26 protein-coding genes are annotated in these 26679 nt (G+C 61.2%); 7 read left to right on the top strand and 19 right to left on the bottom strand.

What is annotated here, in order from left to right:
• Positions 1-21 precede the first annotated feature (21 nt).
• Entirely contained in the window at positions 22-2478 is a 2457-nt protein-coding gene (tamL, locus tag LF252_RS21790) for a translocation and assembly module lipoprotein TamL (RefSeq protein ID WP_226271709.1), read from the top strand.
• Positions 2479-2557: 79 nt separating this feature from the next.
• Here the strand turns inward: tamL and LF252_RS21785 are convergent, their stop codons facing one another.
• The 3 genes from LF252_RS21785 to fdhD all read right to left on the bottom strand — a co-directional run bounded on the left by LF252_RS21785 (position 2558) and on the right by fdhD (position 6521).
• Positions 2558-5107: an FdhF/YdeP family oxidoreductase gene (locus tag LF252_RS21785; protein WP_226271708.1), complete on the bottom strand. Its 2550-nt coding sequence runs from the start codon at positions 5105-5107 to the stop codon at positions 2558-2560.
• Positions 5108-5151: 44 nt separating this feature from the next.
• Entirely contained in the window at positions 5152-5478 is a 327-nt protein-coding gene (locus tag LF252_RS21780; protein ID WP_226271707.1) for a DUF7009 family protein, read from the bottom strand.
• Between the two features lie 158 nt (positions 5479-5636).
• Positions 5637-6521 carry a formate dehydrogenase accessory sulfurtransferase FdhD gene (gene fdhD, locus LF252_RS21775; protein WP_226271706.1) on the bottom strand — a complete coding sequence of 295 codons (885 nt, stop codon included), beginning with the start codon at positions 6519-6521 and terminating at the stop codon, positions 5637-5639.
• Between the two features lie 180 nt (positions 6522-6701).
• Between fdhD and moeB the strand changes: the two genes are divergently transcribed.
• The 3 genes from moeB to LF252_RS21760 all read left to right on the top strand — a co-directional run bounded on the left by moeB (position 6702) and on the right by LF252_RS21760 (position 9508).
• Positions 6702-7811 carry a molybdopterin-synthase adenylyltransferase MoeB gene (gene moeB, locus LF252_RS21770; protein ID WP_226271705.1) on the top strand — a complete coding sequence of 370 codons (1110 nt, stop codon included), beginning with the start codon at positions 6702-6704 and terminating at the stop codon, positions 7809-7811.
• Between the two features lie 209 nt (positions 7812-8020).
• The gene (locus tag LF252_RS21765) at positions 8021-9184 is read left to right on the top strand and encodes a putative sulfate/molybdate transporter (protein ID WP_226271704.1); all 1164 of its coding nucleotides are present in this window, start codon (positions 8021-8023) and stop codon (positions 9182-9184) included.
• A gap of 6 nt (positions 9185-9190) precedes the next feature.
• Complete coding sequence (locus LF252_RS21760) at positions 9191-9508, top strand: hypothetical protein (protein ID WP_226271703.1); 318 nt, start codon at positions 9191-9193, stop codon at positions 9506-9508.
• On the opposite strand, the gene LF252_RS21755 is transcribed toward LF252_RS21760, so the two are convergent.
• From LF252_RS21755 to moaA, 7 genes are all read right to left on the bottom strand, one after another.
• Positions 9505-10266, bottom strand: a complete 762-nt coding sequence (locus tag LF252_RS21755) for a DUF2490 domain-containing protein (protein WP_226271702.1) — start codon at positions 10264-10266, stop codon at positions 9505-9507. The genes LF252_RS21760 and LF252_RS21755 overlap by 4 nt on opposite strands.
• 132 nt (positions 10267-10398) lie before the next feature.
• Positions 10399-11205, bottom strand: a complete 807-nt coding sequence (locus LF252_RS21750) for an alpha/beta hydrolase (protein WP_226271701.1) — start codon at positions 11203-11205, stop codon at positions 10399-10401.
• A 628-nt stretch (positions 11206-11833) separates the two neighbouring features.
• Positions 11834-12112 (bottom strand): DUF1294 domain-containing protein, encoded by a 279-nt coding sequence (locus tag LF252_RS21745; RefSeq protein WP_226271700.1) that lies wholly within the window; start codon positions 12110-12112, stop codon positions 11834-11836.
• Between the two features lie 76 nt (positions 12113-12188).
• Positions 12189-12887, bottom strand: coding sequence for an ATP-dependent Clp protease proteolytic subunit (locus tag LF252_RS21740; RefSeq protein ID WP_262905056.1), 699 nt, complete (start codon positions 12885-12887; stop codon positions 12189-12191).
• Between the two features lie 110 nt (positions 12888-12997).
• Positions 12998-13270, bottom strand: coding sequence for a hypothetical protein (locus LF252_RS21735; RefSeq protein ID WP_226271699.1), 273 nt, complete (start codon positions 13268-13270; stop codon positions 12998-13000).
• 2 nt (positions 13271-13272) lie between these two features.
• A complete protein-coding gene (locus LF252_RS21730) occupies positions 13273-13866 on the bottom strand; it encodes an RNA polymerase sigma factor (RefSeq protein WP_226271698.1) in 594 nt (197 codons plus the stop codon).
• Between the two features lie 76 nt (positions 13867-13942).
• Positions 13943-14932: a GTP 3',8-cyclase MoaA gene (gene moaA, locus LF252_RS21725; RefSeq protein WP_226271731.1), complete on the bottom strand. Its 990-nt coding sequence runs from the start codon at positions 14930-14932 to the stop codon at positions 13943-13945.
• A 185-nt stretch (positions 14933-15117) separates the two neighbouring features.
• On the opposite strand from moaA, the gene moaD reads away from it, so the two are divergent.
• Entirely contained in the window at positions 15118-15360 is a 243-nt protein-coding gene (gene moaD, locus LF252_RS21720; RefSeq protein ID WP_226271697.1) for a molybdopterin converting factor subunit 1, read from the top strand.
• 92 nt (positions 15361-15452) lie between these two features.
• Complete coding sequence (locus LF252_RS21715) at positions 15453-15872, top strand: molybdenum cofactor biosynthesis protein MoaE (RefSeq protein WP_226271696.1); 420 nt, start codon at positions 15453-15455, stop codon at positions 15870-15872.
• A gap of 132 nt (positions 15873-16004) precedes the next feature.
• Here LF252_RS21715 and LF252_RS21710 read toward each other — a convergent pair whose 3' ends face one another.
• From LF252_RS21710 to moaC, 3 genes are all read right to left on the bottom strand, one after another.
• On the bottom strand, positions 16005-18272 hold the full coding sequence (locus LF252_RS21710; RefSeq protein ID WP_226271695.1) for a S41 family peptidase: 2268 nt from the start codon (positions 18270-18272) through the stop codon (positions 16005-16007).
• A gap of 131 nt (positions 18273-18403) precedes the next feature.
• On the bottom strand, positions 18404-19582 hold the full coding sequence (locus LF252_RS21705; protein ID WP_226271694.1) for an NTP transferase domain-containing protein: 1179 nt from the start codon (positions 19580-19582) through the stop codon (positions 18404-18406).
• Positions 19572-20060 carry a cyclic pyranopterin monophosphate synthase MoaC gene (gene moaC, locus LF252_RS21700; protein WP_226271693.1) on the bottom strand — a complete coding sequence of 163 codons (489 nt, stop codon included), beginning with the start codon at positions 20058-20060 and terminating at the stop codon, positions 19572-19574. The genes LF252_RS21705 and moaC overlap by 11 nt, the downstream gene beginning before the upstream one ends.
• A 352-nt stretch (positions 20061-20412) precedes the next feature.
• Between moaC and LF252_RS21695 the strand changes: the two genes are divergently transcribed.
• A complete protein-coding gene (locus tag LF252_RS21695; RefSeq protein ID WP_226271692.1) occupies positions 20413-21648 on the top strand; it encodes a molybdopterin molybdotransferase MoeA in 1236 nt (411 codons plus the stop codon).
• Between the two features lie 12 nt (positions 21649-21660).
• On the opposite strand, the gene LF252_RS21690 is transcribed toward LF252_RS21695, so the two are convergent.
• The 6 genes from LF252_RS21690 to LF252_RS21660 form a co-directional block, all read right to left on the bottom strand.
• Positions 21661-22089, bottom strand: a complete 429-nt coding sequence (locus LF252_RS21690; RefSeq protein ID WP_226271691.1) for a hypothetical protein — start codon at positions 22087-22089, stop codon at positions 21661-21663.
• Positions 22090-22129: 40 nt separating this feature from the next.
• Positions 22130-22552: a DUF2007 domain-containing protein gene (locus tag LF252_RS22920; RefSeq protein WP_262905054.1), complete on the bottom strand. Its 423-nt coding sequence runs from the start codon at positions 22550-22552 to the stop codon at positions 22130-22132.
• 85 nt (positions 22553-22637) lie between these two features.
• Entirely contained in the window at positions 22638-22781 is a 144-nt protein-coding gene (locus LF252_RS21675) for an MFS transporter small subunit (protein WP_226271690.1), read from the bottom strand.
• Positions 22782-22868: 87 nt separating this feature from the next.
• Positions 22869-24272: an L-lactate MFS transporter gene (locus LF252_RS21670; RefSeq protein ID WP_226271689.1), complete on the bottom strand. Its 1404-nt coding sequence runs from the start codon at positions 24270-24272 to the stop codon at positions 22869-22871.
• 230 nt (positions 24273-24502) lie between these two features.
• Entirely contained in the window at positions 24503-26038 is a 1536-nt protein-coding gene (locus tag LF252_RS21665) for an N-acetylmuramoyl-L-alanine amidase (RefSeq protein WP_226271688.1), read from the bottom strand.
• A gap of 75 nt (positions 26039-26113) precedes the next feature.
• Positions 26114-26641 (bottom strand): hypothetical protein, encoded by a 528-nt coding sequence (locus LF252_RS21660; protein ID WP_226271687.1) that lies wholly within the window; start codon positions 26639-26641, stop codon positions 26114-26116.
• Positions 26642-26679: the final 38 nt, after the last annotated feature.

Below are 26679 nucleotides of genomic sequence, written 5' to 3'. Positions count from 1 at the left end.
TTCGTTCTGAACGTGTACCGCATGCTTTTTCACCGACCTGCTTCTTCATCGACCACGCAAGCTGCCGATACCAATCGTCAGGCTCCGGCTTGTTCCCCAGCGGAATATGGGCCGGGGAAGGCGCTTCGGCGGTGGCTGATGCTGGGCAGCGGGCTGCTGCTGGCGGCCTGCTCGGGTACGAAGTTCATTCCAGAGGGCAGCAAGCTCTATACCGGCAGCACGGTGAAGGTGAAGTCCGCAAGCCCGATTCCCAAAGAAGCGGAACTGACCACGGAGCTGACAGGCGTGATTACGCCTAAGCCCAACGCCTCCTTTCTGGGGTTGCGGCCCAAGCTGTATTTCTGGCACATGGGCGAGGGCAAAACCAAGGGCCTAGGCCACTGGCTGGCTAATAAGTACGGTGAGAAGCCCGTGCTATTAAGCCAGGTTGATACCCAGAAGGTAAAGGGCCTGATGATAAACCGGCTGTACAACAACGGGTACTTCCAGCCGGTGGTGCACAGCAAAGTACAGGTAAAGGGCCAGGCTGCTTCCGTGGATTACACTGCTATCGTGGGCCGGCCCTACACCATCAAGGAAATTCACTTCCCCGAGGGCGACTCCCTGCTGCCCCGGGCCGTGCGCGCCACTCAGGCGGCCTCGCTGCTGAAAGTGGGTGACCCCTATAGTCTGCAAACCTTCACCAACGAGCGGCTGCGCATCGACCAAGCCGTGAAGAACCAGGGGTTCCACTATTTCAACCCCGATTACATCCTGTTTCAGGTAGACAGCACCCTGAACAACCAAGTGAATGTGTACCTGAAAATCAAAGCCAAAACGCCGGAGCAGGCCGCTAAGCCGTACATTCTGGACCGTATTCGGCTGAATACCGATTATACCCTGAATGATACGACGGTGAGCGAGCGGCCCATCCGCTACCAGGGCTACATCTACTACCCCGATGAAAAGGTGTTTAAGGCCAAGGCTATTACCAACGCCGTGTTCCTGTACCCGGATAGCCTGTACCGTCGCCGCCGCCAGGACCAGACCCTGAGCCGCCTGATGAGCCTGGGCACCTTCAAGTACGTGGATATCGGCTTCCGGCCTGCCCGTCAGAAGGCGGATTCGGCCGGCTACGGCTTCCTGAACTCCTACGTGCGCATGACCCAGCTGCCCAAGAAAAGCCTGCGGGCCGAGGTACTACTGGTCAGCAAATCGAACGGCTTTACAGGGCCAGGCTTCCAAATACAGTTCCGCAACCGCTCGGCACTGCGCGGGGCCGAGCAGCTGCTGGTGAACGTAACGGGTACCTTCGAAAACCAGACGCGCAGCAACACCAACACTATTGGTCTGACCAGTTACGAGCTGGGGGCCAATGCCCAGCTGGTGGTGCCCCGCCTTATCACCCCGCCCTTCGATATTCGCCTTAAGAACTCTGACTTTCAGCCCCGGACCACGTTTGGGGTAGGGGCCAAAACCGTAACCCGCCGGGATGCCTTCACCCAGCAGGCCTTTAACGTCAATTATGGCTATACCTGGAAAAATAAGCTTACTAATGAGCACGAGCTTCGCCCGATTGATGTGCAATACCTGCGTCTGAGCGACGTTAAACCCGCTTTCGATTCCTTACTGAAAGCCCGGCCGTTTCTGGCTAATTCCTTCCGGCAGCAGTTTGTACTGGCCAGCTCTTACCGCTACACCTACAACCAGCAGGCGCTGGAGCAACGTCGCAACCAGGTATATTTTAGCGGAGGCATTGAAGTGGCCGGTAATCTGGCTTATCTGATTAGCTCCCGAACCGGGCAACCCCGCGAAACCAATGAAGACGGGAGCCAGGCGTATACGCTGCTCAGCCAGCAATTTGCCCAGTACACCAAGGTGGATCTGGAGTTCCGTAACTATTTCCGCACCAGCTCCAACCCCAGCAGCGGCAACAAGCTGGCTACCCGCCTGCTCATCGGGGCTGGCCTGCCTTACCAGAACTCCCGGGTACTGCCGTATCTGAAACAGTACGGCATTGGCGGACCTAACAGCGTACGGGCCTTTGCCGCCCGCGGCCTAGGGCCAGGTACCTACCGGGCCCCCGTATCCTCCGAAAATAGCTCGTTTTACGACCAGGTAGGAGACATGCGCATCGAGGCCAACGCCGAGTACCGTCAGGACCTGTTCCCGTACGTGAAGGGTGCTCTGTTTATCGATGCTGGTAATATCTGGCTTATCAACCAAGACCCCAGCCGCATTACCGTAGATAAGGACGGCAACCCCGATGGTAAAAACGGGCAGTTCTCGCCCAGTACTTTTTTGAAAGAACTGGCCGTAGGCGCGGGTGCCGGTATCCGCATCGACGTGCAGTTCTTCGTTATCCGCTTCGACTATGCCTATCCGTTGCGGGTGCCTTACAACAACGTGGAGGTAGTTCGACCCAGCCTTAACCAATCTTTCAACAAAACCGACCTGGGAGCCGGCCGCCTGAATATTGCCATTGGCTACCCGTTCTAGCCGCGCATAGTTCAAGCCACAATAAAAAGCCCGACTACAGAAATGTAGTCGGGCTTTTTATTGTGGCTACACTTGCTGCTTATGCCTCCGCCGCCATACGCACTTCTACCGGCGCGCCTACCGTTTTGTGAGCGGGCACCACGGTAACTACCACGTATTTGGAAGTGGGTGTGTTGCTGGTTTTGGCCACGCTGCCCACCGGCACCAGCGGGTTGGCCTCGGGGAAGTAGGCGGCCACGTTGCCCTTTGGAATATCGTAGGGAATGGCCAGGAACTTCTCCACGGTGCGCTGCTCGCCTTTAAAGTGGCTGGTAATGTCGATGAGGTCCTTGGCCTTAAGGCCCCGGTCGGCCATGTCCTGCTCGTTCATGAACAGCACCCGCCGCTCGCCGTGCACGCCCCGGTACCGGTCGTTGTAGTCGTAGATGGTGGTGTTGAACTGGTCGTGGCTGCGCACCGTCATCAGAATCAGCTGGTCGGGCTCGTGGGTGTACTTCTCCAACTCAGTAGTGGTGAAGTTGGCCTTGCCGTTTTTGGTGGTGAAGCGCCGGTCGCGGGGGCCGTTGGGCAGGTAGAACCCGCCGGGCCGCCGCAGCTTCTCGTTGAAGTTCTCGAAGCCCGGAATTACCCGGCTGATGTGGTCCCGAATGACGTCGTAGTTCTCCGTCATGGCCACCCAGTCGTCGATGTTGATTTTGTTGCCCAGGGTAGCAATGGCCACGCCGCAGAGGATGGCTACTTCGCTCATCATCTGGCCTTCCAGAGGTACCAATACGCCTTTGTTCTGGCTGACCACGCCCATGGAGTTTTCGCAGGAAGTCATCTGGTGCCCCGACTTCTGCATGTCCACGTCGGCGTGGGTGAAGCAGGGCAACAGCAGGCTGGTTTCGCCGGTGGTGAGGTGGCCCCGGTTGAGCTTGGTGCCTACGAATACCGTGAGTTTCTGCTTGCGCATGCCCTCGGCAATTACCTCAGTATCGGGGCCGGCGGCCAGCAGGTTGCCGCCCAGGCTGAAGAACACCTTGGTTTTGCCCTTGTACATGGCCTTGATGGCCTCCACGGTGTCGTAGCCATGCTCATAGGGCGGCTGGAAGTTGAATTCCTTGCCCAGTGAGTCCTGAAATTCCTTTGTGGGCTGCTCCCACACGCCCATCGTCCGGTCGCCCTGCACATTGGAGTGGCCGCGCACCGGGCAGGTGCCCGCGCCGGGCTTGCCAATGGCCCCCTTCATCAGCTGCAGGTTCACAATTTCCTGAATCGTCTGCACGCCCTGGCGCTGCTGGGTAACGCCCATAGCCCAGCAGGTTACAATCTTCTGCTTGGTAGCAATGATGTTGGCGGCTTCCAGCAGTTGCCCGCGCGAAATACCGCTCAGTTCCTCAATATCCTCCCAACTGGTGTTGCGAATGTTCTGCTCGAACGACTCGAAACCGGTGGTATACTTGTCGATGAAGGGCCGGTCAATTACCTGGCCGGGGTTGCGGTCCTCGGCCTCAAACAGGTGCTTCATGATGCCGCGCAGCAGGGCCATGTCGCCATCCACGCGCACCTGCAGGAACAGGTCGGTAATCTGCGTGCCGTCGCCCAGCAGCGCGCCCAGGGCCTTGAAGGGGTTCATAAAATCCTGCGGGTTTTTAAAGGCCAGCAGGCCGGCTTCCGGCAGCGGGTTCACCGAAATGATTTTGGCCCCATTGCGCTTGGCCTTTTGCAAAGCCGTGAGCATGCGCGGGTGGTTGGTGCCCGGGTTCTGGCCGATGATGAGGATTACCTCGGCCTCGTGAATGTCGTTGAGCGTGACGGAGCCTTTGCCCAGGCCCAGCGTGGGACTTAGAGCCGCGCCGCTGCTCTCGTGGCACATGTTGGAGCAGTCGGGCAGGTTGTTGGTGCCCAGGAGCTTGGCAAACAGCTGGAACAGGAAGGCCGGCTCGTTGGGCACCTTGCCCGAGGTGTAGAACACCGCTTCGTTGGGCGAGGCCAGAGAGTTCAGATTGTCGGCAATCAGCTGGAAGGCGTCGGGCCAGGCAATGGGCGAGTAGTGGTTGTCGCCGGGGCGCTTCACCATGGGGTGTGTAAGGCGGCCGGCGTTGTTCTGGTCCCGGTCGGTCATCTGGGAAAGCTGAGCCAGGCTGTGACGGGCGAAGAACTCGGGGCCGGCGGCTTTATCGTCGGCATCCGAGGCGGTGGCTTTGGCCCCGTTCTCGCAGAACTCGGCCACCGAGCGGTGGTCGTCCGGGTCGGGCCAGGCGCAGCTGGAGCAGTCGAAACCGTCCTTCTGGTTCATGTTTAGCAGGCCCCGGGTGCCGCGGTTCACGCCGCCCTCGCTCCAGCTGAATTCCATGGATTTGATAACCGCTGTAACGCCGGCGGCTACTTTGGCGCGCTCCTCCAGGCGCAGGCCGGTGAGAGCCTCCGGCGGCTGGGCCAGAATGGGGTGGAGGTATTTGGCGTTGGCTACGTCGGGGGCTGGTATCACGCTTTCGTCACGTTCGTGTTGGGGGTCGGGGCGGTAATGGTCGGGGGCCGGGGCTGCCCCTTGGTCGGGCCGTTCCCCGCTTCTGGGTTTATTTTCGGCCTTTTGCTGTTCCGATTTGCCAGCTTTGCTGGGGTCGTGGGCGGGAGACTCTTCCATGGTGCGGGTGTGGGAATGGCTGTGTGCGGTAGGCGAAACGGGCGTTAATGCTTGCAGCCCAGGTCTTTCTCTACCAAAATATGCAATACTTGGTTGTCAACAACTTCTGCCGTGCCGCGCAAACTAACCTCATCAGTAGAAGTCCAGTCATCGGCGACGGCCGCCGGCAGCAGCACCCGAATGTGGCCTGCCTCATACTGTACAGTAAGGTTCAATGCCGCGGCGCTGCGCTCTAGGCTATACGTAAGTTGCTGGGCGGCGGACGGGCCCAGGGGCACCGTGGTCTGCAGACGCCCTTGTTGCCGGAAAGCCTCTACCTCAGACGGATCAAGGCGCAGGCGGAGCGTATTGTCTTCGAAACGGAGTTTCATGGCGGGGTAGGAGGGTGAGCGGGTGGGAGGTAGGCTGAATGGAAAGGAACGTCATTCCGAGCGGAGTCGAGGAATCTCGCGTGCTGACGTTGTAATACTATTCAGTCGTCAGCAGGCGAGATGCTTCGCCTCCGGCTCTGCATGACGGTATTATCTGCTTATTCATTATCAGTAGCCTCATTCACAATCCGCCAGGGGTGCGAGTATACATTGAAACGGTTTTGGCGCACGAATCCGCAGATGGTCATGCCAAAATTGTGGGCGGCCTGCACGGCCAGGGACGAGGGCGCCCCCACGGCGGCCAGCACCGGAATACCCGCTACAGCCGCTTTCTGCACCAGCTCAAACGAAGCCCGCCCGCTCACTAGCAGCACGGTATTATGGAGCGGCAGCATTTCCTGCAGCAGGGCCGCGCCAATCACTTTGTCCAGGGCATTGTGCCGGCCCACGTCTTCGCGCAGCAGCAGCAGCTCACCCTCCGGCGAAAACAGGGCCGCCGCGTGCAGGCCGCCGGTTTGCTCAAACAACGCCTGGGCCTGCCGCTGCCGCTCGGGCAGTTGGTGAATAACGGAGGCCGCAATACGCGGACCTTCCGTGGGCAGCACCGGGCAGGCGGCGGCGTGCACGGCTTCGATGCTGGTTTTGCCGCATACTCCGCAGCTGCTGCTGGTGTAGAAGTGGCGCTCCAGCCGGGGCAGGTCGGGGAGAGCAGAGGGGGCCAGCTCGGCCCGCACCACGTTTTCCCGCTCTTCGGCCTTCTCCACATTGGGGCAGTAAATGATGCCTTGCAGCTCCTGGCGGCTGCGGATGATGCCCTCTGAAAACAGAAACCCGGCAGCCAGCTCAAAATCGTGGCCTGGGGTGCGCATAGTAATGCTCAGGGGGCGGTGCTGCCGTTCTCCGGCCGGCCCATAACCCACCCTGATTTCCAGGGGCTCCTCGGCGGCCAGTACATCGGAAGCTTCCGTGACGGTTGCGCCCTGCACGCGCTGCACGGTGGCGTATTCGTAGCTGGTGGGCGGCAGAAAAACGGGAGCAGACACGGCGGAAAATCAGGTGAAACCGGCAGCCTGTACGGGCTGCCAGCGCAGGTGGTGGTATATTGGATTAACCTTCGGGGCCGGAAGTAAGTTTGAACCTCAGAAGCTGTACGGCCAGGCCTGCTGGTTGGCCATGCACTTTGCTAACCCTGCCCACTCTGTGGGTCATTTCATTTCCTCTCTATGCTCACCCCCGAAGAACGCCACCTGTACCGCCGCCACCTGCAGCTCCCCGAAATTGGAGAGGCCGGCCAGGAGAAACTAAAGGCGGCCCGCGTGCTGGTGGTAGGTGCCGGCGGCCTGGGTTGCCCCGTGCTGCAGTACCTGGCGGCGGCTGGTGTAGGCACCTTGGGGATTGTGGATGCTGATAAAGTGGACCGCAGCAACCTGCAGCGGCAGATTCTGTACGGCCCCGCCGACCTAGGGCAGCCCAAGGCCGAAACGGCCGCCCGCGCCGTGCGGCGCATCAACCCGTTGGTGCACACGGAGGTGTACGGCTGCCGGGCCACGCTGGGCAACGTGCGGGAGTTGGTAAGCAAATACGATGTTATCATTGATGGCTCCGATAACTTTCCCACGCGCTACCTGCTCAATGATGCCTGCGTGAGCTACGGCAAGCCGCTGGTGTCGGGGGCCATTTACAAGTTTGAGGGCCAGGTTTCGGTGTTCAACTACCAGGGCGGGCCTTCGTACCGCTGCTTGTTTCCGCAGCCTCCCACCGCCGCTGAGGCCCCTAATTGCGACGCAACCGGCGTGCTGGGGGTGCTGCCCGGCTTAGTAGGCACGGCTCAGGCCACGGATGCCTTGAAGGTAATTCTGAGAATCGGGGAAGTATTGAGTGGCCGGCTGTGGCTGTTTGATGCGCTGACCTTCCAGACGCGCACCCTCAAGTTTGCCCGTCGCCCAGAACAAGCGGCCATCAACCTGGATACCGCCAATACGGCCGACTACGCCGACCTGTGTGGAGCCGCAGTGCGCAGTATTTCGGCTGCCGACCTGCAGGCCCAGCTGATGTCGGGCCAGCCACCGTTCTTGCTGGATGTGCGGGAGCCGCACGAGTACGCCGCGGGCCACCTGCCCAACGCTACGCTGCTGCCCCTGGGCAATCTGGCCAAAGGGGTAGCCGCCCTGCCCAAGCAGCACCCGGTAGTGGTGTACTGCCGCTCCGGCCGCCGGAGCGCCCAGGCCATCGAGCGGCTGCAAACCGAATTTGGCCTGCCCAACCTGGTGAATCTGGAAGGCGGTATTCTGGCCTGGGAGGATGCGGCTATGGGGGATGAGGTGGTGAGATGATTGAGGGAATAAGAACGTCATTCCGAGCGCAGCCGAGGAATCTCGCGTGCTGACATTTTGGTAGTAATTCAACGAAGCGGTAGAGATGCTTCGACTTTGCTCAGCATGACGCTCCACATCAATTGGGACCACGCCAAATGGTGCCAATTAAGCAGCTTACACAACGACCAGACGCGAATACGCGTCTCTATGCCTTCTGCCAGTTCCCCATGCCGCTTACCGTTACCCCGCCATCCCGCCCCCGTATCCGCTTCGACCGAAATGAGCTGGCGGGCGCGTTTGGTGATTTGGGTACTGATTTGCCGCTACTCATTGGCATCATTGCGGCCTCGGGGGTAGATAGCGCCGGGGTGCTGGTGATGTTTGGGCTGATGCAGGTGTTTTCGGGGCTGTGGTACGGTATGCCCATGCCGGTGCAGCCGCTCAAGGCCTTTGCCGCTCTGGTCATTGCCCAGAAAATCCCCGGCCGCATCATCTTTGGGGGTGGGTTGGCCATTGGTATCGGTATGTTTTTGCTGTCAGTGTCGAGGCTGATTGACGCGCTGGCCCGGTTGGTACCCAAGCCGGTTATCCGGGGCATTCAGTTTGGGCTGGCCCTGCAGCTGGCCACCCTGGCGCTCAAAGAGTACGTGCCGGCCGATGGTGTGGCGGGCTTTGTGTTGGCGGCGGCGGCGTTCCTGATAACGGTAGTGCTGCTGGGTAACCGGCGCTGGCCGGCGGCATTGGTGGTGCTAACGCTGGGTGTCACCTACGGGCTTGTGTTTAAGCTGGATGTAGCCACCGCGCACCGGGCCATCGGCCTGCACCTGCCCTCCTGGCACATACCGCAGTGGCCCGATATTGCCACCGGGGCCGTGCTACTGGCCCTGCCCCAGATTCCGCTTTCCCTGGGCAACTCGGTGCTGGCTACCCGACAGGTGGTGGAGGATTATTTCCCGGAGCGGCCCCTCACGGTGCGCCAAATCAGCTTCACCTACGCCCTCATGAACCTGGTGAACCCCTTCCTGGGTGGATTTCCGGTGTGCCACGGCTCGGGCGGCATGGTAGGGCACTACACGTTTGGGGGGCGTACGGGCGGCTCGGTGGTGCTGTACGGGGTGTTATTCTTGACGCTAGGCTTGCTGTTCAGCCAGGGTTTTCAGCAGGTAGTCCAAATTTTTCCGCTGCCTATTCTGGGTGTGCTGCTCCTGTTTGAGGCCCTCACGCTGGCCACGTTGCTGCGTGATATTGCCGGCTCCCGCACTGAATTGTTGCTGGCTTTGCTGGTGGGGTTGTTGTGTAGCGGGCTGCCGTATGGGTACCTTGTGGGCCTGTTAGTGGGTACGGCGCTGTACTACGCCATGCAGCGCGGCTGGGTAGGCCTCGGGAAATAACTGCGTATGGAAGAACGAATACTCTGTCAGGTCTGGAAAACGGTGCGCATTGAAGCTGGCCCGCAGCCGTTTCAGGGGTATTGGAGCATGGGCGAGGGGGCGGAGTTCGACTTCAGCACGCTTACTCAATCCCCGGAAGCCGGGCCCACCGCTACGGGCTGGGTGAAACAGGCCGGCAAAATTGTGCACCCCGGCAACGAATCGGCGCTGTACCTGCTCATCAAAACCCTCTCCGACCAGCACCTCACGCTGGAACTGCACATGCTGTACTCCGGGGAGCCTCGCCATACGCTCACGCTGCACCTCGTGCCGGCCGCCGCTTAGTCGGGTTGAGAGGGCACAAACTCGGGGGCGGTGGCGGCCTTGCGGCTGATACGGTATATCACCGAGAGGACCACGTTGTTCTTGGCCACGGTGGTTTGGGGGGTGAATACGTTTTGCCGGTAGCTGGCGGGGGAGTAATTAGCCTGGTTCAGCCAGCCCACCTGCGCCGTCCAGTGCGCATCAAACTGATAGCCCGCGCCGGCGTATACCCGGTTTCGCTCAAAAAACGGCCCCCGCGGATTAAAAAAGACCTCATCATACACCGACAAAAACGCCGTATTGTTGGTGAACGTAGGCTTGTTGAGCGGCAGAAAGGCGTTAAAGCGGTAGCGCATGCGCGTCCGGTAGCGCGAGAGGCCGGTTGGTACTATATCGTCCCGGAAACGGTACCAGCGTTCCTCCATGCGGTAGCGGTGCTCTAGCTTGAGGCGGGCGGCAAACTGCGTAAGTGTGAGCTGCTGCCACAAGCGCCGCTCCACGTTCAAGGGGCCAGCACTCAGGTCGCGGTAGTCGGCGGTGGAATACCGGCCACCGGCCAGCATCAGGGTAAAGTTTTTGGCCACATCGTAGCTTACTCCGCCTTTAAGCTCGGTGTAGAAGTACTGCCGAAACAGGCCATTGGCCCGGGCCTGCAACTCCACGTAGCCGCCCCAGTGCTTGGGCCCGCCGGGCAATACCACCGTAGCAACGTGCCAGGTGCCCCATTGAGAGTTGGGCACGGCGTTGGTCTGGGCCTGAGCAGCGGGTACTAAACTCAAACTACCAAGCAAGGGGAGCAAGCAATAAGCCAGGGGAGCAGGGCGAAGCGGCATAGCGGCCCGAAGATAGCCAACACCTCGTCCTGAACCTTGCGGGCTGGGGCTTTTTCCCGTCAGCTTCTACGCGTGTGCCTAGTAATGCTGAGCCAGTATTTGCCGGATAGCTCGTTGATAGTCGGGGTTATCCGTCATGCCGTTGTGGCCCGCGCCGGGCAGGGTGATGAACTGGTCGTGGGGCTTAAGCTGCTGCCGGAGCCGGGCCGTGGATACTGGGCTGATAACCTCGTCTTGGTCGCCGTGGAAGATGACGATGGGGACCTGTACGTGGGGCAGTACTTCATCGGTGGCCAGCGGGTAGCGCACAATGAAGGGCGGCATCCAGGGGTAGTGCTGCCGGGCCATAGCCCGCATGCTGGCGTAGGGGGCCTGCAGCACTAGCAGGCGCGGGTGGTGCCGGGCGGCCAGCCACGCCGCCGCGCCCGTGCCCAGCGAATAGCCCAGCAGCACCGTGCGCTCTTCCGGAAACTCGCGCGTGAGCTGCTGGTAGGCCGTGTCTACGTCGGCGAGTAGCTGCGCCTGGCTGCTGATGCGGCCCCCACTTTTGCCGTAGCCCCGGTAGTCGAGCAGAAACACCGAGTAGCCCAATCGGGTGTAGGTAGCTGCAACCTCGCCCCAGCTATCCAAGGCCCCGCCATTGCCATGCAGGTAGAAAATCAACCCTTTGGCTGCTGAATCGGCCGGGAACAGCAAGCCGTGCAGGCGGGTGCCGTCGGCCGTCGAAATCCACCTTTCCTCAAACCGGTTGCTGAATCGGAAACGATAATCGGCGGGTAGTTTGGTGGGGAAGAATAACAGCCGCTCCTGCTGAAAATACAGGAGCACGCATACTGCCACGTACAGCGCCGCCCCCAGCCCCAGTATCCAGAGAAGTAGCTTCATCGGGTCGACGCGGCTTGGGTTAGTTTTTTACCTGAAAGTAGGCTGTGTCAGTCTGAAATTCCAGGCGTCGCCGCAAAGCTCTTCGGTCGCTCCGCACTGTGTATTTTAGGTGCAGGAGCAGCGTCGGGCTAAGCGTATCGGTTGACAAGCGTGTGACCGTGCCCACAATATTTTCCATATCGAAGGGCCAGTCCCGGGATACAAAGCCGGAAATTGCCACAATCGAATCCGAGAGATTTACTGGCCGATTAAACGGCAAATCACCAACATTCCGGGCGCTTAGATAAATCTGCGTATAAATACGGTTGTGAGAGCCTACGTATGGTAAGATTTTCAGTCGACTATAAGAGAAAACGTGGCTGCTGCCTGGTACTATCTTGCGCCCACCGCGTACCGTGGCCTGAGCAATGTGTGTGGCCTGATCAAATTTTCGCCGACCTAACGTTCTCCTGAGTTGCTGGCAACTTGAGCTGTTCAGTAGCACGAAGAAAATTCCAATAAAACCCGCAAGGCGGTTTGTACAGATACACATAGCCCGAATAAATAGGCTAATATATTCAGTTGTTTCCATCCCTAATCGTATTCGCCAACTCAAAACTGAGTTGGTGCGGGGCATTTACTCTCGACATCAAACCAACGCCTGCAAGTGGGGCCACGTGAAATAGAGAACCGCCCCCTGCAGCAGCGTCAGCAGCAGCGTAATACTCCAGAAGGCGGCTTTGCGGTTTTTGTGGTGCAGCAGCAGAATGGCTGCCCAGGCACCGGGGGCCGCGGCCGGCAGCGTGGCGAGGTGTAGCGTTTTTTCCGGGATGCGCCGCTGGCCGCGTTGGGCTTTGCGCTTATCGAGGGCAAAAAGCAGAAAGCACAGCAGATTAAAGAACAGCAGGCAGCTCAGAAGTACGGTCATGGTGTGGGAGGCGGGCTGCCGGGAATGTGGCAGTGCGGGCCAAGGATACGGGCTTTCGTGGTGTAATCCATCATCACTACGCTGGCTGACGTTCCAGCACCTCGTCAATCAGGCCATACTCGCGGGCTTCGTCGGCGCGCATCCAGTAGTCCCGGTCGGAGTCGTGGTGGATTTGCTCGTAGGTTTTGCCGGTGCGGGCCGCGTAGATTTCGTACAGCTCCCGGCGCAGCTTCAGAATTTCGCGGGCCGTAATTTCGATGTCCGACGACTGGCCTTGCGCTCCACCCGAGGGCTGGTGAATCATGATGCGGGCGTGGGGCAGGGCCGAGCGTTTGCCCAAGGCCCCGCCGTTCAGCAGAAAGGCACCCATGGAAGCCGCCAACCCGGTGCAAATGGTGGCCACATCGGGCCGCACGTACTGCATGGTGTCATAAATGCCGAAGCCCGCGTACACCGAGCCGCCCGGGGAATTCACGTACAGCAGAATATCCTTCCGGGCATCCACTGATTCCAGAAACAGCATCTGGGCCGTCAGTATATTGGCAATCTGGTCGTCTACGGCCGTGCCCAGGAACACAATCCGGTCCATAATCAGGCGCGAAAACACGTCGATTTCGGCGAAACGGGTGGGGCGCTCCTCAATTACCGAGCGGGTCATGCCCGTGACGTAGGGCCAGGCCCGGGCCTGGGTGTGCTGCACGTATTGGTCAACGGCCAGCCCGTTCAGGCCCTGGCCGTGCACGGCAAATTTGCGGAACTCGTGGGTAGTAAGCATGGGGTACGGAGTAAATTGATTCGAAAAAGGCAGGCAAGGCGCTGCCAGGGCACTGCGCGCCGCAGGCCTGGTTGCTTATAGAAGAAGTGGTTGGGATTATTGAGCGGAGCCTACCGCCGCAGCCGGTGCCAGGCCTGGCGTAGCCGGCCAGTAGCGGCTTGTAACCAGCCGTGCCGCCGGTACAGTTGCTGATGAATCTGGTTGAGCTCCTGGCGCAGCTGTTGTTGCCCGGCCTGATACAGCCCCTGGTACAGCTGGCGTTGCAGTTCAGTGTCGGCGGCTACATCAGTATCGAGTAGTTGCTGCAACTGCCAGTCGGGTGCCGGGGAGGTGCCCAGCAGGTGCTGCTCAATGCGGCGCAAACGTTCCAATTCGGGGCGCATAGTCAGGAAGCAAAGGTGTCGCGGAAAAGCGGGCGTACAGCATTGCGCAGGCGCTCCAGGCACTTAAACTTCTGCACCGTCGCCGACCGGACGCTGCCGTACTGGTGCTCGGCGGCAATCTGCTCCAGGGGCTGCTGGAAGTAGTAGAACGCCAGCAGCATGCTCCGGCATTTTGCCGTGAGTTGGGTAAGATGCTGGAGCACTACCGCCGTCATATCAGGGCTGGAAGCATCAGCGGCCGGAGCTTCCGGTAGCTGGGTGTGGTCCTCGGTGAGCGGACTGGTCCGTCGGGCGGTGCGGCGGCTAAGCTCCTGCTTCCACCGGTTACGGCTCACGGCAAACAGGTAGGTGCTGGCCGAAGCCGAGAGTTGCAACTGGCCACTTACGGCCTGCTCGTAAAACAGTACCAACGCATCCTGAAATACGTCTTTGGCATCCTGCGCCGAGCCGCCCCGCTGCTGAACATAGCGCCGCACGGCCGGAAAACTTTGAGCGTAGAGGCGGGTAAGCGTTTGTTCCCGATTGGCCCGCAGGGCCGCCGCCAGCTCGGTGGCCGGGGCTGAAACGGGTGGCGCAGAGGTGACGGAGCAGTTCATAGCAGAAGGCGATATACTGGTTAATCCGCAGTATGCGCAACTATCACCGCCTCTGAGTAAAAAACTTTTGGGCCGGCTACCCCCCAATCGTGCTCATTGACTCAAAGCTGAGCTGGTGCAACGGGCGCTGGCTCTCTGCCTCGAACCCGTTGGCGGCGCGGTTGCGGAAGGCCGATTTCAGCGCGTCAGCAATCTGCTCATTGGAGGAGCCGCCACGCAGCAAAGCCCGGATGTCGAGCACGCCCTGGTCGTAGAGGCAGGTTTTGAGGCCGCCCTCGGCAGTAAGGCGGATGCGGTTGCAGGTGCCGCAGAAAGTGCGCGAGTAGGCCGCAATGATGCCCAGGCGGCCCTGGTGGCCGGCCACGGTGTAGTGGGAGGCCGTGTCGCCGGAACGGGCGGCCACCGGGGTCAGCTCGCCCAGGTTCAGCTCCAGATGCTCCCGGATGCGGCGGTGGTTCCAGGGTAGGGCAGCGGCGTCGTGGCTGCCGCCGTTGAAAGGCATTTCCTCGATGAAGCGCACGTCCACTGGTAAGTCGCGGGTCAGCTCGGCCAGCGGAATGAGGTCCTGGGTATTTTGCCCGTCCATCACCACGGCATTAATTTTGACCCGGATGCCGGCCGCCAGCAAGGCATACAGCGTGTCGAGCACACGGGGCAGCTCGTCGCGGCGGGTGATACTGGCGAAGCGGGCCCGGTCCAGGGTGTCGAGGCTAAGGTTCACGGCCTTTACGCCGATGCGGGCCAGCTCCGATACATGAGGCGCTGTGAGCACGCCGTTGGTGGTCATAGTCAGCTCCTCAATACCCGGAATCTGGCTCAGGCGGTTCATAAATGGCACTAAGTCGCGGCGCACAAATGGCTCCCCGCCCGTTAGGCGCACTTTTCGCACGCCCAGCCCGGCCAGAATGGCCACCAGCCGCTCCATTTCCTCGTACGTCAGCAGCTCCTGCTTGGGCAAGTACTTGATGCCCTCTTCGGGCATACAGTAGAAACAGCGCAGGTTGCACCGGTCCGTAACGGCCAGCCGCAGGTATTCGAGCGGGCGGCCGTGGTTATCAAACAGCACGGAGGGTACAGCAACAGACATAGACAAAGGAAGCAAAAGATTCGGGCGGGGCGGGCGCACCCAAACAAACAACGTAAATCCGGCTTTTCCGTTCGGAGCAATACTTTCGTCAACTCCTACAGAAGCGTGTTGGTCATTGATTGTTTCGACGCACGGAAGCCCGAAGGCCATTACTTATACAACCCATGAACCTGAAAATTGCTTTGTTCGGCATTGCCCGCGAAATCGTAGGGCAGTCTACGCTGGAAGTAGCCGCGCCGGAAGGTCAGTCGGCCCAAGGGCTGCTACGCGACCTGCACGCCCGCTACCCCGAACTGGCCCGCCTCAGCAGCCTGGCCGTAGCCGTCAACAACGAGTACGCCGCCGACGATACCCTGCTGCAGGAACGGGACGAAATAGCCCTCATTCCGCCCGTGAGCGGCGGGTAATTTCGGTTGCCGGTTGCCAAGTAAACCAGAACGTCATTCCTCGCAGGCTCAGCATGACGTTCTTCCTTCCCCACTTCCTCATTCCCTTTCCTTTGATTCACATCGACCTAACCGACCAGCCTATTGATGTTTCGGCCGCGCTACAAAGCGTGGAAGCTGATGGGGCCGGGGCCATCAACACGTTTATTGGCACGGTGCGCAACCGGAGCACCGGCCGCGCCGTGGTGCGCCTGGAGTACGAAGCCTACGACAGCATGGCCCTGCACCAGCTGCGCAAAGTAGCCGAGCAGGCCGTGGAGCGGTGGCCCATGCTGCAGCGCGTAACCGTGGTGCACCGCAAAGGCACCCTCTACATCGGCGACGTGGCCGTGGTAGTAGCCGTGTCTACCCCGCACCGCGCTGAGAGCTTTGCCGCCTGCCAGTACATCATCGACACCCTAAAGCAGGTAGTTACTATCTGGAAAAAGGAGTTCTATGAGGACGGTGACGTGTGGGTAGCGGCGCACCCGTAAAGTAGTGCGCAGCTCCGCTTCGCGCACGAGCCGCAGGCGAGTTCCGGAGTGCACAGTCTACACGCATAGATACTCGCTTCGCTCGTGCGCGAAGCGGAGCTGCGCGCTACTGAAAATGCCATTATTTAACGGCTACGCTTTTTCAATGTGTGCTACGGCCCGTTCCAGCACCTCGTCGCGGCCGGCCTTGATGCCGGTAATGGTGGGTTTCACCTCAATGTCCGGCACAATCCCAATGCGTTGCGTTTCGCGGCCATCGGGATAGTACACGCCCAAGCCAGTAATGCGGGTGCCCAGGTTACCGGGCAGCGTAATGGCCGACACGTTGCCATCGGCCCCGGCGGTGGTGCTGCCCATTACCACGGACCCCGGCACGGTACGCAGGGCCATGGTGGTGTATTCTGACTGGCTCTGCGACAGTTCATTCACGAGAATGACCACCTTGCCGGCATACGGCGCTTCTTTACCCGGCATCACCTGCAGTGGTTCCGAGAGCAGGAACATACCGGGGTAGGCAATCTGCGGGCTGGTGAAGCGCACAAACTCCTGGGGCTTGGCCAACAGGTAGCGGGACAGGGAAAACACCACGAAATCGGACGGGTAATTGCGGATGTCGATGATGAGGCCCTTGGTGCCCCGGGCTTCCTGCATAATGGCCGGTAGGTCTTTCGTCTGGATGGTGCCCAACGAGAGGTGCCCGATGTTGCCCGGCAGCAGGTGCCAGGCGGGCGCTTTGGGGCCGGGGGTACCGCTGTTCAGGGCTAGGTTCAGCTTGGTGGCGGGGTAGCGCGTGATGCTAAGGGGTAGTTCCTTGCCGTCGCGCCGGACGACGAGCTGCACTTGCTCGGTGCGGCCGCGCAGCAGGTCGCGGGCCATATTGCGCAGTTGGGTAGGCTCGTTGGAAGCAGGCGTGAGGGGTTTGCGCTCCGTCAGAATATCCTTCACCTTCCGCCCATCTATCGACAGCACCACATCACCCAGCTGCAGGCCCGAAGCCGGACCCAGCTCCGGGTGGAAATAACCAGTGACAACTGGCTGCTTCTCCACAAAGCGAACCTGCGCCGGTGCATGGTAGTTGCCCCAGTACGCCGTTAGCACTTGGTCATTGGACAAGACGCTGGCGTGCGAGTCGTTGAGGCGGGCAATGAGGGCTAGGGCCGTAAGGCGGTATTGCTCTGGGGTGCGGGCCTCTACCATTTTGGGCAGAAACTCCGGTAACACCTGCTGCCAATCTTCCCCAATAGCGTAGCGGTAGGGGAAGAAATAGTCAATCATGTTCCAGTACCGGAACAGGGACAACACGCGCAGGCCGTCGTCGGGTAGGCTGCCGGGAGCCGAGGGGTACGTTTCCTCGTGCTCAAACAGCGGGTTCTCCACGTGAGGGGCACTGCGCACGTAGTAGTGCAGGCCCTGGTTGCGGTTTTGGCGCAGATACACCAACTGCTGGCTGAGGGCCGGGCTTACTTGCCGCTTATCGGTGAGCCAGGCCAGGTCGGGTTGCAGCCGGACGTCTTTGGGTTTCGGTTCCCGGCAAGTAGGGCAGGCTGGCACCGGGCCCAGGCTGGTAAGCCAGATGCTCAATACCTGACTGCGGGCTTCCAGGTTGGAGGCCTGCAGTACCTTGGGTAGTACCCGGAACAGCTCGGCGTCCATGTTCACCTCGCCCCGGGCCACCACCGGGTGGTAGTATTTGGCGAAGCCCCACACCCGGCCCAGCACCGCCAGGTTTTCCAGTTGCTGTTTGCTCAGATTCTGGAGGCTGATGCCGGAACCTTGGCGGAAGGCAGTATCCTGTTCGGCCTTGAAATGCTGCATCACTTTAGCCGGGGCCTGCCACCAGGGCTTGCCGTCCACGGTCAGTTCCAGCTGATCCAGCCATACCGTACCGGTGCCCGTGAGCAGGCCACCAATTAGGAGGGATTTGGCGTCTGGCTCCAGCGGAAGCGTAACGGAATACTGCTGCCAGCTGGTAGTGCCCCGCAGATTCTGCTTGCTCATGTTATTCAGTTGCAGAGTGCCATTAGGGCCATCTTCGCGCAGCCACAAACCCGCGTAGCCGTTCTGCACGTTGTCGGTTTTCAGGTAACCGGTCAGTTTTACCGTCTGGCCCCGAAACCCGATGGGCAGTTGCACCGAAGCTACTCCAAGTACCGGCGAAGCGCCTTTGATGGTGCTTGGCTGGCTCGGCCCCTGTAGGCAGAGTGCGTAGCGGCCCTGATGCTTCACCACCGAATCGGCCTCCACGGAGTAACCGTTGGCGCCCGGTGACCACCAGCGGGCCGGCTGCTGCGTCTGCCGGACTATCTGTTCAAAATCGAGGTTAAGATTAACGTTGGGCTGCTGGGCCTGGGCCGAAAAGCCAGCGGCCACCAAGGCCACAAGAGGATACGTGCGTTTCATATAACGGAATAGAGTCAGGAAGTGGCGCTAAAGTAGCGGCAACTCCCTGACTCTACCGTATTTATTTTCTGATGCCGGGCGTGCATACGCGTGGCTACTCACGTCGCTTGTGCGCAAAGCGGAGCTGCGCGCTACTCCAGCTCCTGGCGCACTTGCTCAGCCTCCTCGGGCGTGTTCACGTTACGCAGCTCCTGGGGAGCGGGGGCGGGCAGCACGGCCACATCGGAGTTAATGAGGGTTTTGCGGGGGCAGCTGTAGCCCAGGCTCAGGAAACGCAGCAGCTGCGGGTAGCTGGCCGGCTCCCAGATGGTAATCAGCGGCTCGGGCCATTCATTTTCGGGGCTCTGGAAAGCCGTGGCCAGTCGGGCCGGCCGGCGCTGCTGCACCAAGTGGGCCAGCGTATCGGCTGAGAGGAGAGGCAGGTCGCAGGCCACTACCAGCCAAGCGGCGTTGGGGTCGAGGCGTAGGGCCGAGAGGATGCCGCTGAGCGGGCCCAGGTCGGCGAAGGTATCGGGCAGGGGGCGCAGGCCGGCGTATTCCAGCTCCACCACCTGGTCGGGGCGGCAGGATACGTGCACATCCTGGCAGAAGGGAGCCAGCAGCTCGGCGGCGTAGGCGCGCTGCTCCTGGCCGTGGTACTGCAGCTTGCCCTTATCCTGGCCCATGCGCTGGCTGCGGCCCCCAGCCAGCACCAGGCCCCGCAGCGGCGGCGCGGCGGCGCGCCATTCATCCAGAATCAGTTGGGCAATGGCGTCAGTATCGTGCAGCGGCAGCACCGGCACGCTGGTTTCGCCCAGGTGCGCCTGCAGATAGGCGGGTATTTCCGTTACGCCTTCGGGCAGCAGCAGGGCCCGCACGTTGGTGAGGCGGTCCAGCTTTTTCTCCACCGGTTTGGCAGGGTCCAAAATGACTAGCTGCTGAGCGGCCCGGAAGTGGTTGCCGTTCACCAGCACCAAGCTCTGGTGCTGCAGCAGTTCGGGCTGACTGAACCGGTCAAGGGGCCGCTTCACGTCGAGGCGGGTGAAGGTGATTTTATCAGTCAGCTCGGCGGCCGCGCCGGCCTGCAGCAGGGCATCCTGGCCGCCGCTGCCGCCCTGGGCCGCGTCGTCGCCGGCGGCGTGGTCGGCGTCCACGTAGGCCACGCGCAGCGTGTCGGAAAGCAGCGGCGTCAGGCGGGCGGCCAGCTCCTTAATGCGGCCGCAGGGGGCCCCCAGAATGGCCAGCTCGTGGCGGCCAAACTCGCCGCCGTGGGGGCGGGCCAGCTGGGCGTGCTTGCTGCGGGATTTGTCGGCGGGGGCGTTATCCGGCATGGTGAAAATCCTGTTTGCCGCCGGTTTTGCTGATGAGGCGGGTTTCCTGAATGAGAATGTCGTGCGAGAGGGCCTTGCACATGTCGTAGATGGTGAGGGCCGCAACCGAAGCCCCGGTGAGAGCCTCCATTTCCACCCCGGTTTTGCCCGTCACGGTGGCCGTGCATTCAATCAGCACGGCGTCGGGGCCATCCACCTCAATGGTTACCTGGCAGTTATCCAGGCCCAGCGGGTGGCACAGCGGAATCAGCTCGGAGGTGCGCTTGGCTCCCATGATGCCGGCCAGAATAGCTGTCTGAAACACCGGGCCCTTGCGGGTGGGCAGGTCGCCTTCCTTCACCAGCGCCATAATTTCGGGGCCGAGTACCACGCGGCTGCGGGCCCGCGCCACGCGGCGGGTGGGTTGTTTGGCGCCCACGTCCACCATGGCCGGCTGGCCGGCGTCGTTGAGGTGGGTGAGTTTAGCAGAGTCGGGCATACACGGTAGCGTAAGCGTTAGCTTGCGCCGGTTGAGGAAAGGTGAGGAATAAGCAGGCTGTACGAAGGTAACAGCCCGTGTAGAGACGCGACACTTCGCGTCTCCTCGTTGCTGACGTTGGAGTGGTGCAGGAAGTTGTCTGGCCACGTATGAACGTCATGCAGAGGCGCAGCCGAAGCATGACATATAAAGGCTTCTGAATCAGGTTCGTTTCATAGACGCGGTTTTAGATCGTCAACGCGCCGAGACGCGAAGTGTCGCGTCTCTACATCGGCCACTTCTCATCCAAACAACCTACCGGTTTCCCCGTTGGGTAACAGCGCAAGCTACGGCTTGCCCTACATTCGTGCCTATGATTTCAGTTGACGAAGCAACCCGGCTAGTGGCCTCCACCGTACAGCCGCTGCCCTCCGAGTATCTCTCGCTGCCGTTGGCAGCCGGCCGCGTACTGCGCGAAGACCTGCGGGCCGACCGGGACTTCCCGCCCTTCAACCGGGTGGCTATGGATGGTATTGCCCTGCGCTACGCGGCCCTGGCAGCGGGCCAAACGGAGTTTCGCATCGAAAGCACCCAGTTTGCCGGCCAGCCACCCGTGCCGGCGCAGGATGCCACGGCGGCCGTGGAAATCATGACCGGCGCGGCCCTGCCGCCCAACCTCGATACGGTGATTCGCTACGAAGACCTCACGTTTCGTACCGATGCCGCCGGCCAGCGCTGGGCGGCCGTGCAGGTACCCGCGCCCCATGCGGGCCACAACGTGCACACCCAGGCTGCCGACCGCCACCGGGGCGACTTGCTGGTGCCCGCCGGCACCCGCTTGGAGCCCGCTGAACTGGCCGTAGCCGCTACCGTGGGGGCCGCTACCGTGGCCGTGGCCCGCCGGCCCCGGGTGGCCGTGGTGAGTACCGGCGACGAGCTGGTGCCCATCACCGAGCAGCCGCAGTCCCACCAGATTCGACGCTCCAATGGGCTGATGCTGCAGGCCGCCGCCTGGCAGGCCGGGGCCGAGGCCGAAGCCTTCCACTTCAACGACGACCTCGCCGCGTTGCGCCAGGGCCTGCCCGCCCTGCTGGCCGGGTTTGATGCCGTGGTGCTGAGCGGCGGGGTATCGAAGGGGAAGGCCGATTTTCTGCCCGAAACGCTGCGGGAGTTGGGCGTGGAGCAGCTGTTTCACGAAGTGGGGCAGCGGCCCGGCAAGCCGTTCTGGTTTGGGCGGCAGCCCGGCGGGGCCGTGGTGTTTGCGTTGCCCGGCAACCCCGTGTCCACGTTCGTGAACTTCTACCGCTACGCCCGGCCCTGGCTACTGGCCGTGCAGCAACCCGCCGGAGCCGATTTCGGCAGCGCGGTCCTAGGCGGGCCCATTTCGGCCATGCTTACCGAAGATGTGGTATTCAAACCGCGCATCACGCACTTCAAGCTGGTGAGCCTGGCCCCGGGCCCCGATGGCCGCCTGCTGGCCACCCCCGAGCGGGCCGGCGGCTCCGGCGACATGGCCAGCCTGCTACCCTCAGCCGGCTTCCTGGAATTTCCCCCCGAACAGGAGTTTTTTGCGGCTGGCACGGTGCTGCCGGTGTGGCGGTTTCGTTAGCGAGCAATAGCCTTATGACAACGACGAATCTACTGGAATAGGATAGTTCTCGATCCACCATGCACGTAGATAAGGCGATATGGAAAAGCCATGTTCGAACAAGTCTTGTTCGTTGTAGTTCCAGAGACACCAATATTGTGCTGTCGAACTGTGCAGATCAGCGTTTTGATCTAAAAGCGGCCTTAATCTGATCCAAGCCGAATGAACCTGACTAGAAGTCGGCTGCCAAGCTGCTGCGTTTAAAATCATTTCCATAATTACTACACGCTGTTCGTCTGAAGCACGGCTATATAGTTGAATGTAATCTTCTAAACCTTCGGGAATAGATACCTCCCAAGGCCAATCCTGCATGTCATCATGATAGGGAAGCCCTAATTGATCGGCCACCCATTGACGAGCTTCTACGGTTTCGTAATTAGGTAATGGAATAGGTCTTGGCATAGAGCATCTATGAGGTCTAAGTCACGGGCGTTTATTTCAATCACCCCTCAAAGTCAAACCCGCACTGGAAGCAGTGGCACTGGGGGCGCTCGGGGGCCAGCAGCCACAGGCGTAGCTTCACAAACAGGTTGTCCTGGGGCTGGGGCTGATGGCGGCACACCACGTCGCGGTGGTGGCAGCGGGGGCAGCGGGGCGCGTCGGTAGGGGCCTCGTCGGAGTCGGTGGCGACGGCGTGTAGGTGGGCGTGCTGGGGGTGCAGGGCGGCCTGGGCGGCGGCTACGTCGGGCTGGCGCACAAACAGGCGTACCGTGCCCAGCACCGGACCATAGGGCCTACTCTCGTTGCTGAGGAAACAGGGAATACCGGCCGCGTCGAGCTGGTTTTTGGCTAGGTGCGCGGCCACGAAATCGGTGAACGACTCAAGCAGGACGATGTTGGCGGGAGCATCGGAGTCGGGGAGCATAGGCAGAGGCAGGCGGCCGTGTGGGCTATAAACAGCGGAAGCACCCCGATGGGTGCTTCCGCGCCAGAAAAAAGTTGGGCAGGGGCTACTTGAACAGCGCCAGCGCTTTGATGAACGTCTGCGACACGCCCCACAGCAACGGAATGCCCACGTACAGCCAAGCTAATACTGCCGATGCTCCTATAGAAGGGGCTTCGAGCGCAGGAGTAATTGAAGGGTTCTTATCCATGATGATTTCGGAGGTTATGGCGTTGGCTTCTGGTTTCAACTGTTGGATTGCAACCAGAAATTGAAAACCAGCAACTAGAAATTGTTATTAGTGGCCTCCGGCTTCGATGGTCACCGGGCCCTTTTCGTAGTATTCTTCTTTCACGGGGCGCACGGCCAGGTTGGCCAGCAGGCCCAGCACCAGCACACCGGCCATGGTGTAAAACACGTTCTGGTAGGCGGCGGCCCCCTTCAGGCCCTGCTCCTTGGCGTGCTCGTGCAGCAGGTGCACAATCAGCGGGCCCAGTACGCCGGCTGTGCTCCAGGCCGTAAGCAGGCGGCCGTGGATAGCCCCCACCTGGTACTTGCCAAACAAATCGGAGAGGTAGGCCGGAATGGTGGCGAAGCCCCCGCCGTACATGCTGATAATAACGCAGGTAACGGCCACAAACAGCGTGAGCTGCAGGCTCTGCCCCAGCGTTGGAATGAGGGCGTACAGCAGAATGCCCAGGCCGAAATAGATGGCGTAGGTCATTTTGCGCCCCAGCTTATCCGAAGCCGACGACCAGAAGAAGCGCCCCAGCAGGTTAAACAGGCTAATCAGGCCCACGAAGCCTGCGGCGGCGGCGGCCGTTACGCCCCGGCCCGCGCCCATTGCGGCATCCGAAAACGTTTCCTGCACCAGCGGCGAGGCCGTTTCCAGCACCCCGATACCGGCAGTCACGTTGGTGAGTAGCACCACCCACAGCAGCCAGAACTGCGGGGTTTTGATGGCGTTATCGGCCGAAACGTTGCCGGTGGTGATAAGGTCGTTGTGCTCGGTGCTGGGCACGTAGCCGGCCGGCTTCCAGTCGTCGGCGGGCACCCGGATGGTCCACACCCCAAACTGCATAAACAGCAGGTACACGATGCCCATCACAATAAACGTGGGGGCCACGCCCTGCGGAGCCGAATCCTTGAAATGGTTCATGAGGTTGTTGGCCAGCGGCGAGCCAATCATGGCCCCGCCCCCAAACCCCATGATGGCCATGCCGGTGGCCACGCCTTTGCGGTCGGGGAACCACTTGATGAGCGTACTCACCGGCGAGATGTAGCCAATGCCCAGCCCGATGCCGCCCACAAACCCATAGCCGAAATACACCAGCCAGAGGTTGTGCAGGTGCACGCCCAGCGAGGCAATCAGAAAGCCCCCGCCAAAGCACAGCGACGAAGCCAGCATGGCCTTGCGGGGCCCCACGCGCTCCAGCCACTTGCCAAAAATGGCCGCCGAAAGGCCCAGCAGCACAATGGCAATGGAAAAGGTAATGCCGATTTGGGTGGGCGTCCAGTCATCGGGAGCCGGGGCGTTTACGTCGCCGCTGATGAGCGCGCCCAGCGGCTTGTTGAACACGCTGAAGGCGTAGGCCTGCCCAATGGCGAGGTGAATGGCCAAGGCCGCCGGTGGTACCAGCCACCGGTTGTAGCCCGGCCCGGCCACGGTGCGGCTCCGGTCCAGTAAAGAGTCGTTTGCCATAAATGCGAAGTGGGTGTTTGGGGAGAGAATGAGAACGAGCAGTCTACATGCAGCACATCTGTACGAGTTGACCGCCAATAAGGTAGAAGCTGCTGCTGCGCTTTGTAGTCTAGCGCCGAACTATTTTTTGCTAAAAAAATATAGCCCGTCCTTTTGCGTCAGCTAGCCACCAAAAAGCAAAAGCCGAAGCCCTGGTAGGGGTTTCGGCTTTTATGGCAGCTACGGGGCGGTTATAAGGCAGGTTGCTTCAGCAGCCAGCCGCGCGGACCTTTGGCGCGGGTGCGTTTCAGAAACTCCGCCAGCCCCTGCCGCATGGCTTCGGCCATCCGCTGCTGAAACTGCGGGTCAATCAGCCGCTTTTCATCTTCGGGGTTCGACACGAAGGCCGTTTCCACCAGGGCGTTGGGGTATTCGGTGGGGCCGTTCAGCCCGAAGTTGAAGCTGCCCACGTTGCCGAAGCCCGCCAGCCCGGTGCCGCGCATCTGCTCGTACAGCGCTACCGACAGGGGCCGGAACGCCACGTAGCGGTAGAACGTGCTGGTGCCGTGGGTAGCCGGGCTGCCCGCCGAGTTGACGTGGATGCTCACCAGCACATCGGGGTTGCGGCGGCGCAGCTGCAGCACCCGGTCGCCGTTGTCCACGGTGGCGTCGGTGGTGCGGGTCATCAGCACGCGGGCTCCGGCCTGCTCCAACTCCTGCTGTAGCCTCAGGGCAATAGCCAGCGTCAGGTCTTTCTCGCGGGCTCCGCTGGCCCCCACGGCCCCCACGTTGGAGCCGCCGTGGCCGGCATCCACAGCCACCGTGAGACCCCGCAGGCGCAGCTTCTGCGGCGGGCGCTTCACCCGGATTTCCAGCGTATTGCCCCGGTACCCGATGTGGTAGCCCCAGCTCTGGCGGTGGCGCAAGTGCAACACCAGCCGGAACACGTCGGGCTGCACCTGCTCATAGGTCACGTCGCCCAGCTCACGCAAACCGTCGCGCTGGGTTATCCAGTTGGTGTTGGAAGTAGCCCCGAATACATCTACCACCAACCGGCTGGGCTCGGTTAGCAGCTGGGAGCGGTAGGGCAGGCGCTGGGTGAGGGGCACGCGCACGTAGTCGTACACGGAGTCGCCCTGCACGCTCCAGGAACCAGTGAGCGAGGCCGGCACGAAGCCGCCCGGGGGCAGCAGCCGCACCACTTCCTGCGGCACCCAGGCCACGTTGGTTTCCGAGAGCTGCACCCGGTACTGGCTGCCCACCCGGCCCGTGAGGTGCAGCACCACCGCCGAATCGAGGTAGCCCAGCTTGGCCCCGCCCAGCCGGTCTTCGCCCAGGCCGTAGTTCAGGTACGCCAACTCACCCTTCGTGCGGGCCAGCTGGGGTTCGTTGGGGTTGAGAAACCTGATTTTCGTTTTGCTGAACGCCGTGACCGTCAGGCTGTCCTTGGCAAGCAGCTCAAACCGGATGGATCGGTTCTGGAGCGTGTCGCCGGGGCGCACCACGTAGGTACCCTGGTACACGCCCCGCTTGCCCTGGGCCTGGGCGGACGGTAGCTCAGCAAGCGGCTGCCCGTTCAGAAATGAGCTCCGCAGACCGGACGTGCCCACCAGTCGTACCTGTAGCCGGTCGCCAGGGCGCAGCCATTGGTCGAAAGCCGGTACAGTTTCCGCCGAGGTGATTTGGGGGAGTGGGGCCGCAGGCGGGGTAGCCGGGCGCTTTTGGGCCCGCACCGTCGGTAGCCACAGCGTGCTAAACAAAATCAAAATCCAAACCCGAGGCAACATACCAAAAGTCATGAAAAAGCCCCGCACGTGGCGGGGCTTGGTGGTTGGTAAGGAATACCGACGAAAACCGGCGCGTTACGGTTGCTTCACGGCATCGCCCAAGTCTTTCACGTCGCGGCCGGTTTCCAGGGCCGTAAACTCGGTTTGCAGGGCCCGGATGTGCAGCTCGTCGCGGCCTTTGATGTCGAGGCGGATGGCTCGGAACTGGGTATTCAGGCGGCGGCTGATGGCCGTAGCGTAGTCCCAGTCGCGCTGGGTCCACTGGCGGCGACGGGTGCGCACCTGCTGCATAAACTGCACAAAGGCGGGCTCAATGGTGGTAGGTGTGAGGGCCTCCACGTTGGCATACGTGCCCAGCAGTTCGTTGGCAAATGCAGTTTCTGCGGCCTTGTCCAGCGGTTGCCGGCTGCGGGATTTTGATACTGAATCGAAGCGGGCGGCCCGTCGGCCGGCCACTCGTAGCTTGGCGGCGGCCTCGTTCACGGCCGTGTCCAGCTTGCGTGCTTCCTGCTTCACCATATCCTGCCGCTCCCGCGGCGTCGAGTCGCAGGCCGTCAGCAGCCATCCGGCTACCAGTACACCTGCCCATGCATGCTTTTTCATGGCGGTAAGATACGGGAAACCGCAGTTGAGGGTGACAG

The sequence above is a fragment of the Hymenobacter pini genome (assembly GCF_020421205.1).
Classification (GTDB): domain Bacteria; phylum Bacteroidota; class Bacteroidia; order Cytophagales; family Hymenobacteraceae; genus Hymenobacter; species Hymenobacter pini.
Note: the sequence above shows the minus strand (reverse complement) of the source record. Positions and strands in the feature narration are given on the sequence as shown.

What these genes read in the sequence shown, in the direction of transcription:
- LF252_RS21750 (WP_226271701.1), bottom strand. Translation starts at nt 11,205, where the DNA reads ATGAAGCTACTTCTCTGGATACTGGGGCTGGGGGCGGCGCTGTACGTG.
- LF252_RS21780 (WP_226271707.1), bottom strand. Translation starts at nt 5,478, where the DNA reads ATGAAACTCCGTTTCGAAGACAATACGCTCCGCCTGCGCCTTGATCCG.
- LF252_RS21690 (WP_226271691.1), bottom strand. Translation starts at nt 22,089, where the DNA reads ATGCCAAGACCTATTCCATTACCTAATTACGAAACCGTAGAAGCTCGT.
- LF252_RS21760 (WP_226271703.1), top strand. Translation starts at nt 9,191, where the DNA reads ATGGAAGAACGAATACTCTGTCAGGTCTGGAAAACGGTGCGCATTGAA.
- LF252_RS21730 (WP_226271698.1), bottom strand. Translation starts at nt 13,866, where the DNA reads ATGAACTGCTCCGTCACCTCTGCGCCACCCGTTTCAGCCCCGGCCACC.
- LF252_RS22920 (WP_262905054.1), bottom strand. Translation starts at nt 22,552, where the DNA reads ATGCTCCCCGACTCCGATGCTCCCGCCAACATCGTCCTGCTTGAGTCG.
- LF252_RS21660 (WP_226271687.1), bottom strand. Translation starts at nt 26,641, where the DNA reads ATGAAAAAGCATGCATGGGCAGGTGTACTGGTAGCCGGATGGCTGCTG.
- LF252_RS21765 (WP_226271704.1), top strand. Translation starts at nt 8,021, where the DNA reads ATGCCGCTTACCGTTACCCCGCCATCCCGCCCCCGTATCCGCTTCGAC.
- LF252_RS21735 (WP_226271699.1), bottom strand. Translation starts at nt 13,270, where the DNA reads ATGCGCCCCGAATTGGAACGTTTGCGCCGCATTGAGCAGCACCTGCTG.
- LF252_RS21675 (WP_226271690.1), bottom strand. Translation starts at nt 22,781, where the DNA reads ATGGATAAGAACCCTTCAATTACTCCTGCGCTCGAAGCCCCTTCTATA.
- LF252_RS21710 (WP_226271695.1), bottom strand. Translation starts at nt 18,272, where the DNA reads ATGAAACGCACGTATCCTCTTGTGGCCTTGGTGGCCGCTGGCTTTTCG.
- moeB (WP_226271705.1), top strand. Translation starts at nt 6,702, where the DNA reads ATGCTCACCCCCGAAGAACGCCACCTGTACCGCCGCCACCTGCAGCTC.
- moaD (WP_226271697.1), top strand. Translation starts at nt 15,118, where the DNA reads ATGAACCTGAAAATTGCTTTGTTCGGCATTGCCCGCGAAATCGTAGGG.
- LF252_RS21740 (WP_262905056.1), bottom strand. Translation starts at nt 12,887, where the DNA reads ATGCTTACTACCCACGAGTTCCGCAAATTTGCCGTGCACGGCCAGGGC.
- tamL (WP_226271709.1), top strand. Translation starts at nt 22, where the DNA reads ATGCTTTTTCACCGACCTGCTTCTTCATCGACCACGCAAGCTGCCGAT.
- LF252_RS21745 (WP_226271700.1), bottom strand. Translation starts at nt 12,112, where the DNA reads ATGACCGTACTTCTGAGCTGCCTGCTGTTCTTTAATCTGCTGTGCTTT.
- LF252_RS21665 (WP_226271688.1), bottom strand. Translation starts at nt 26,038, where the DNA reads ATGTTGCCTCGGGTTTGGATTTTGATTTTGTTTAGCACGCTGTGGCTA.
- LF252_RS21695 (WP_226271692.1), top strand. Translation starts at nt 20,413, where the DNA reads ATGATTTCAGTTGACGAAGCAACCCGGCTAGTGGCCTCCACCGTACAG.
- LF252_RS21670 (WP_226271689.1), bottom strand. Translation starts at nt 24,272, where the DNA reads ATGGCAAACGACTCTTTACTGGACCGGAGCCGCACCGTGGCCGGGCCG.
- moaC (WP_226271693.1), bottom strand. Translation starts at nt 20,060, where the DNA reads ATGCCCGACTCTGCTAAACTCACCCACCTCAACGACGCCGGCCAGCCG.
- LF252_RS21785 (WP_226271708.1), bottom strand. Translation starts at nt 5,107, where the DNA reads ATGGAAGAGTCTCCCGCCCACGACCCCAGCAAAGCTGGCAAATCGGAA.
- LF252_RS21705 (WP_226271694.1), bottom strand. Translation starts at nt 19,582, where the DNA reads ATGCCGGATAACGCCCCCGCCGACAAATCCCGCAGCAAGCACGCCCAG.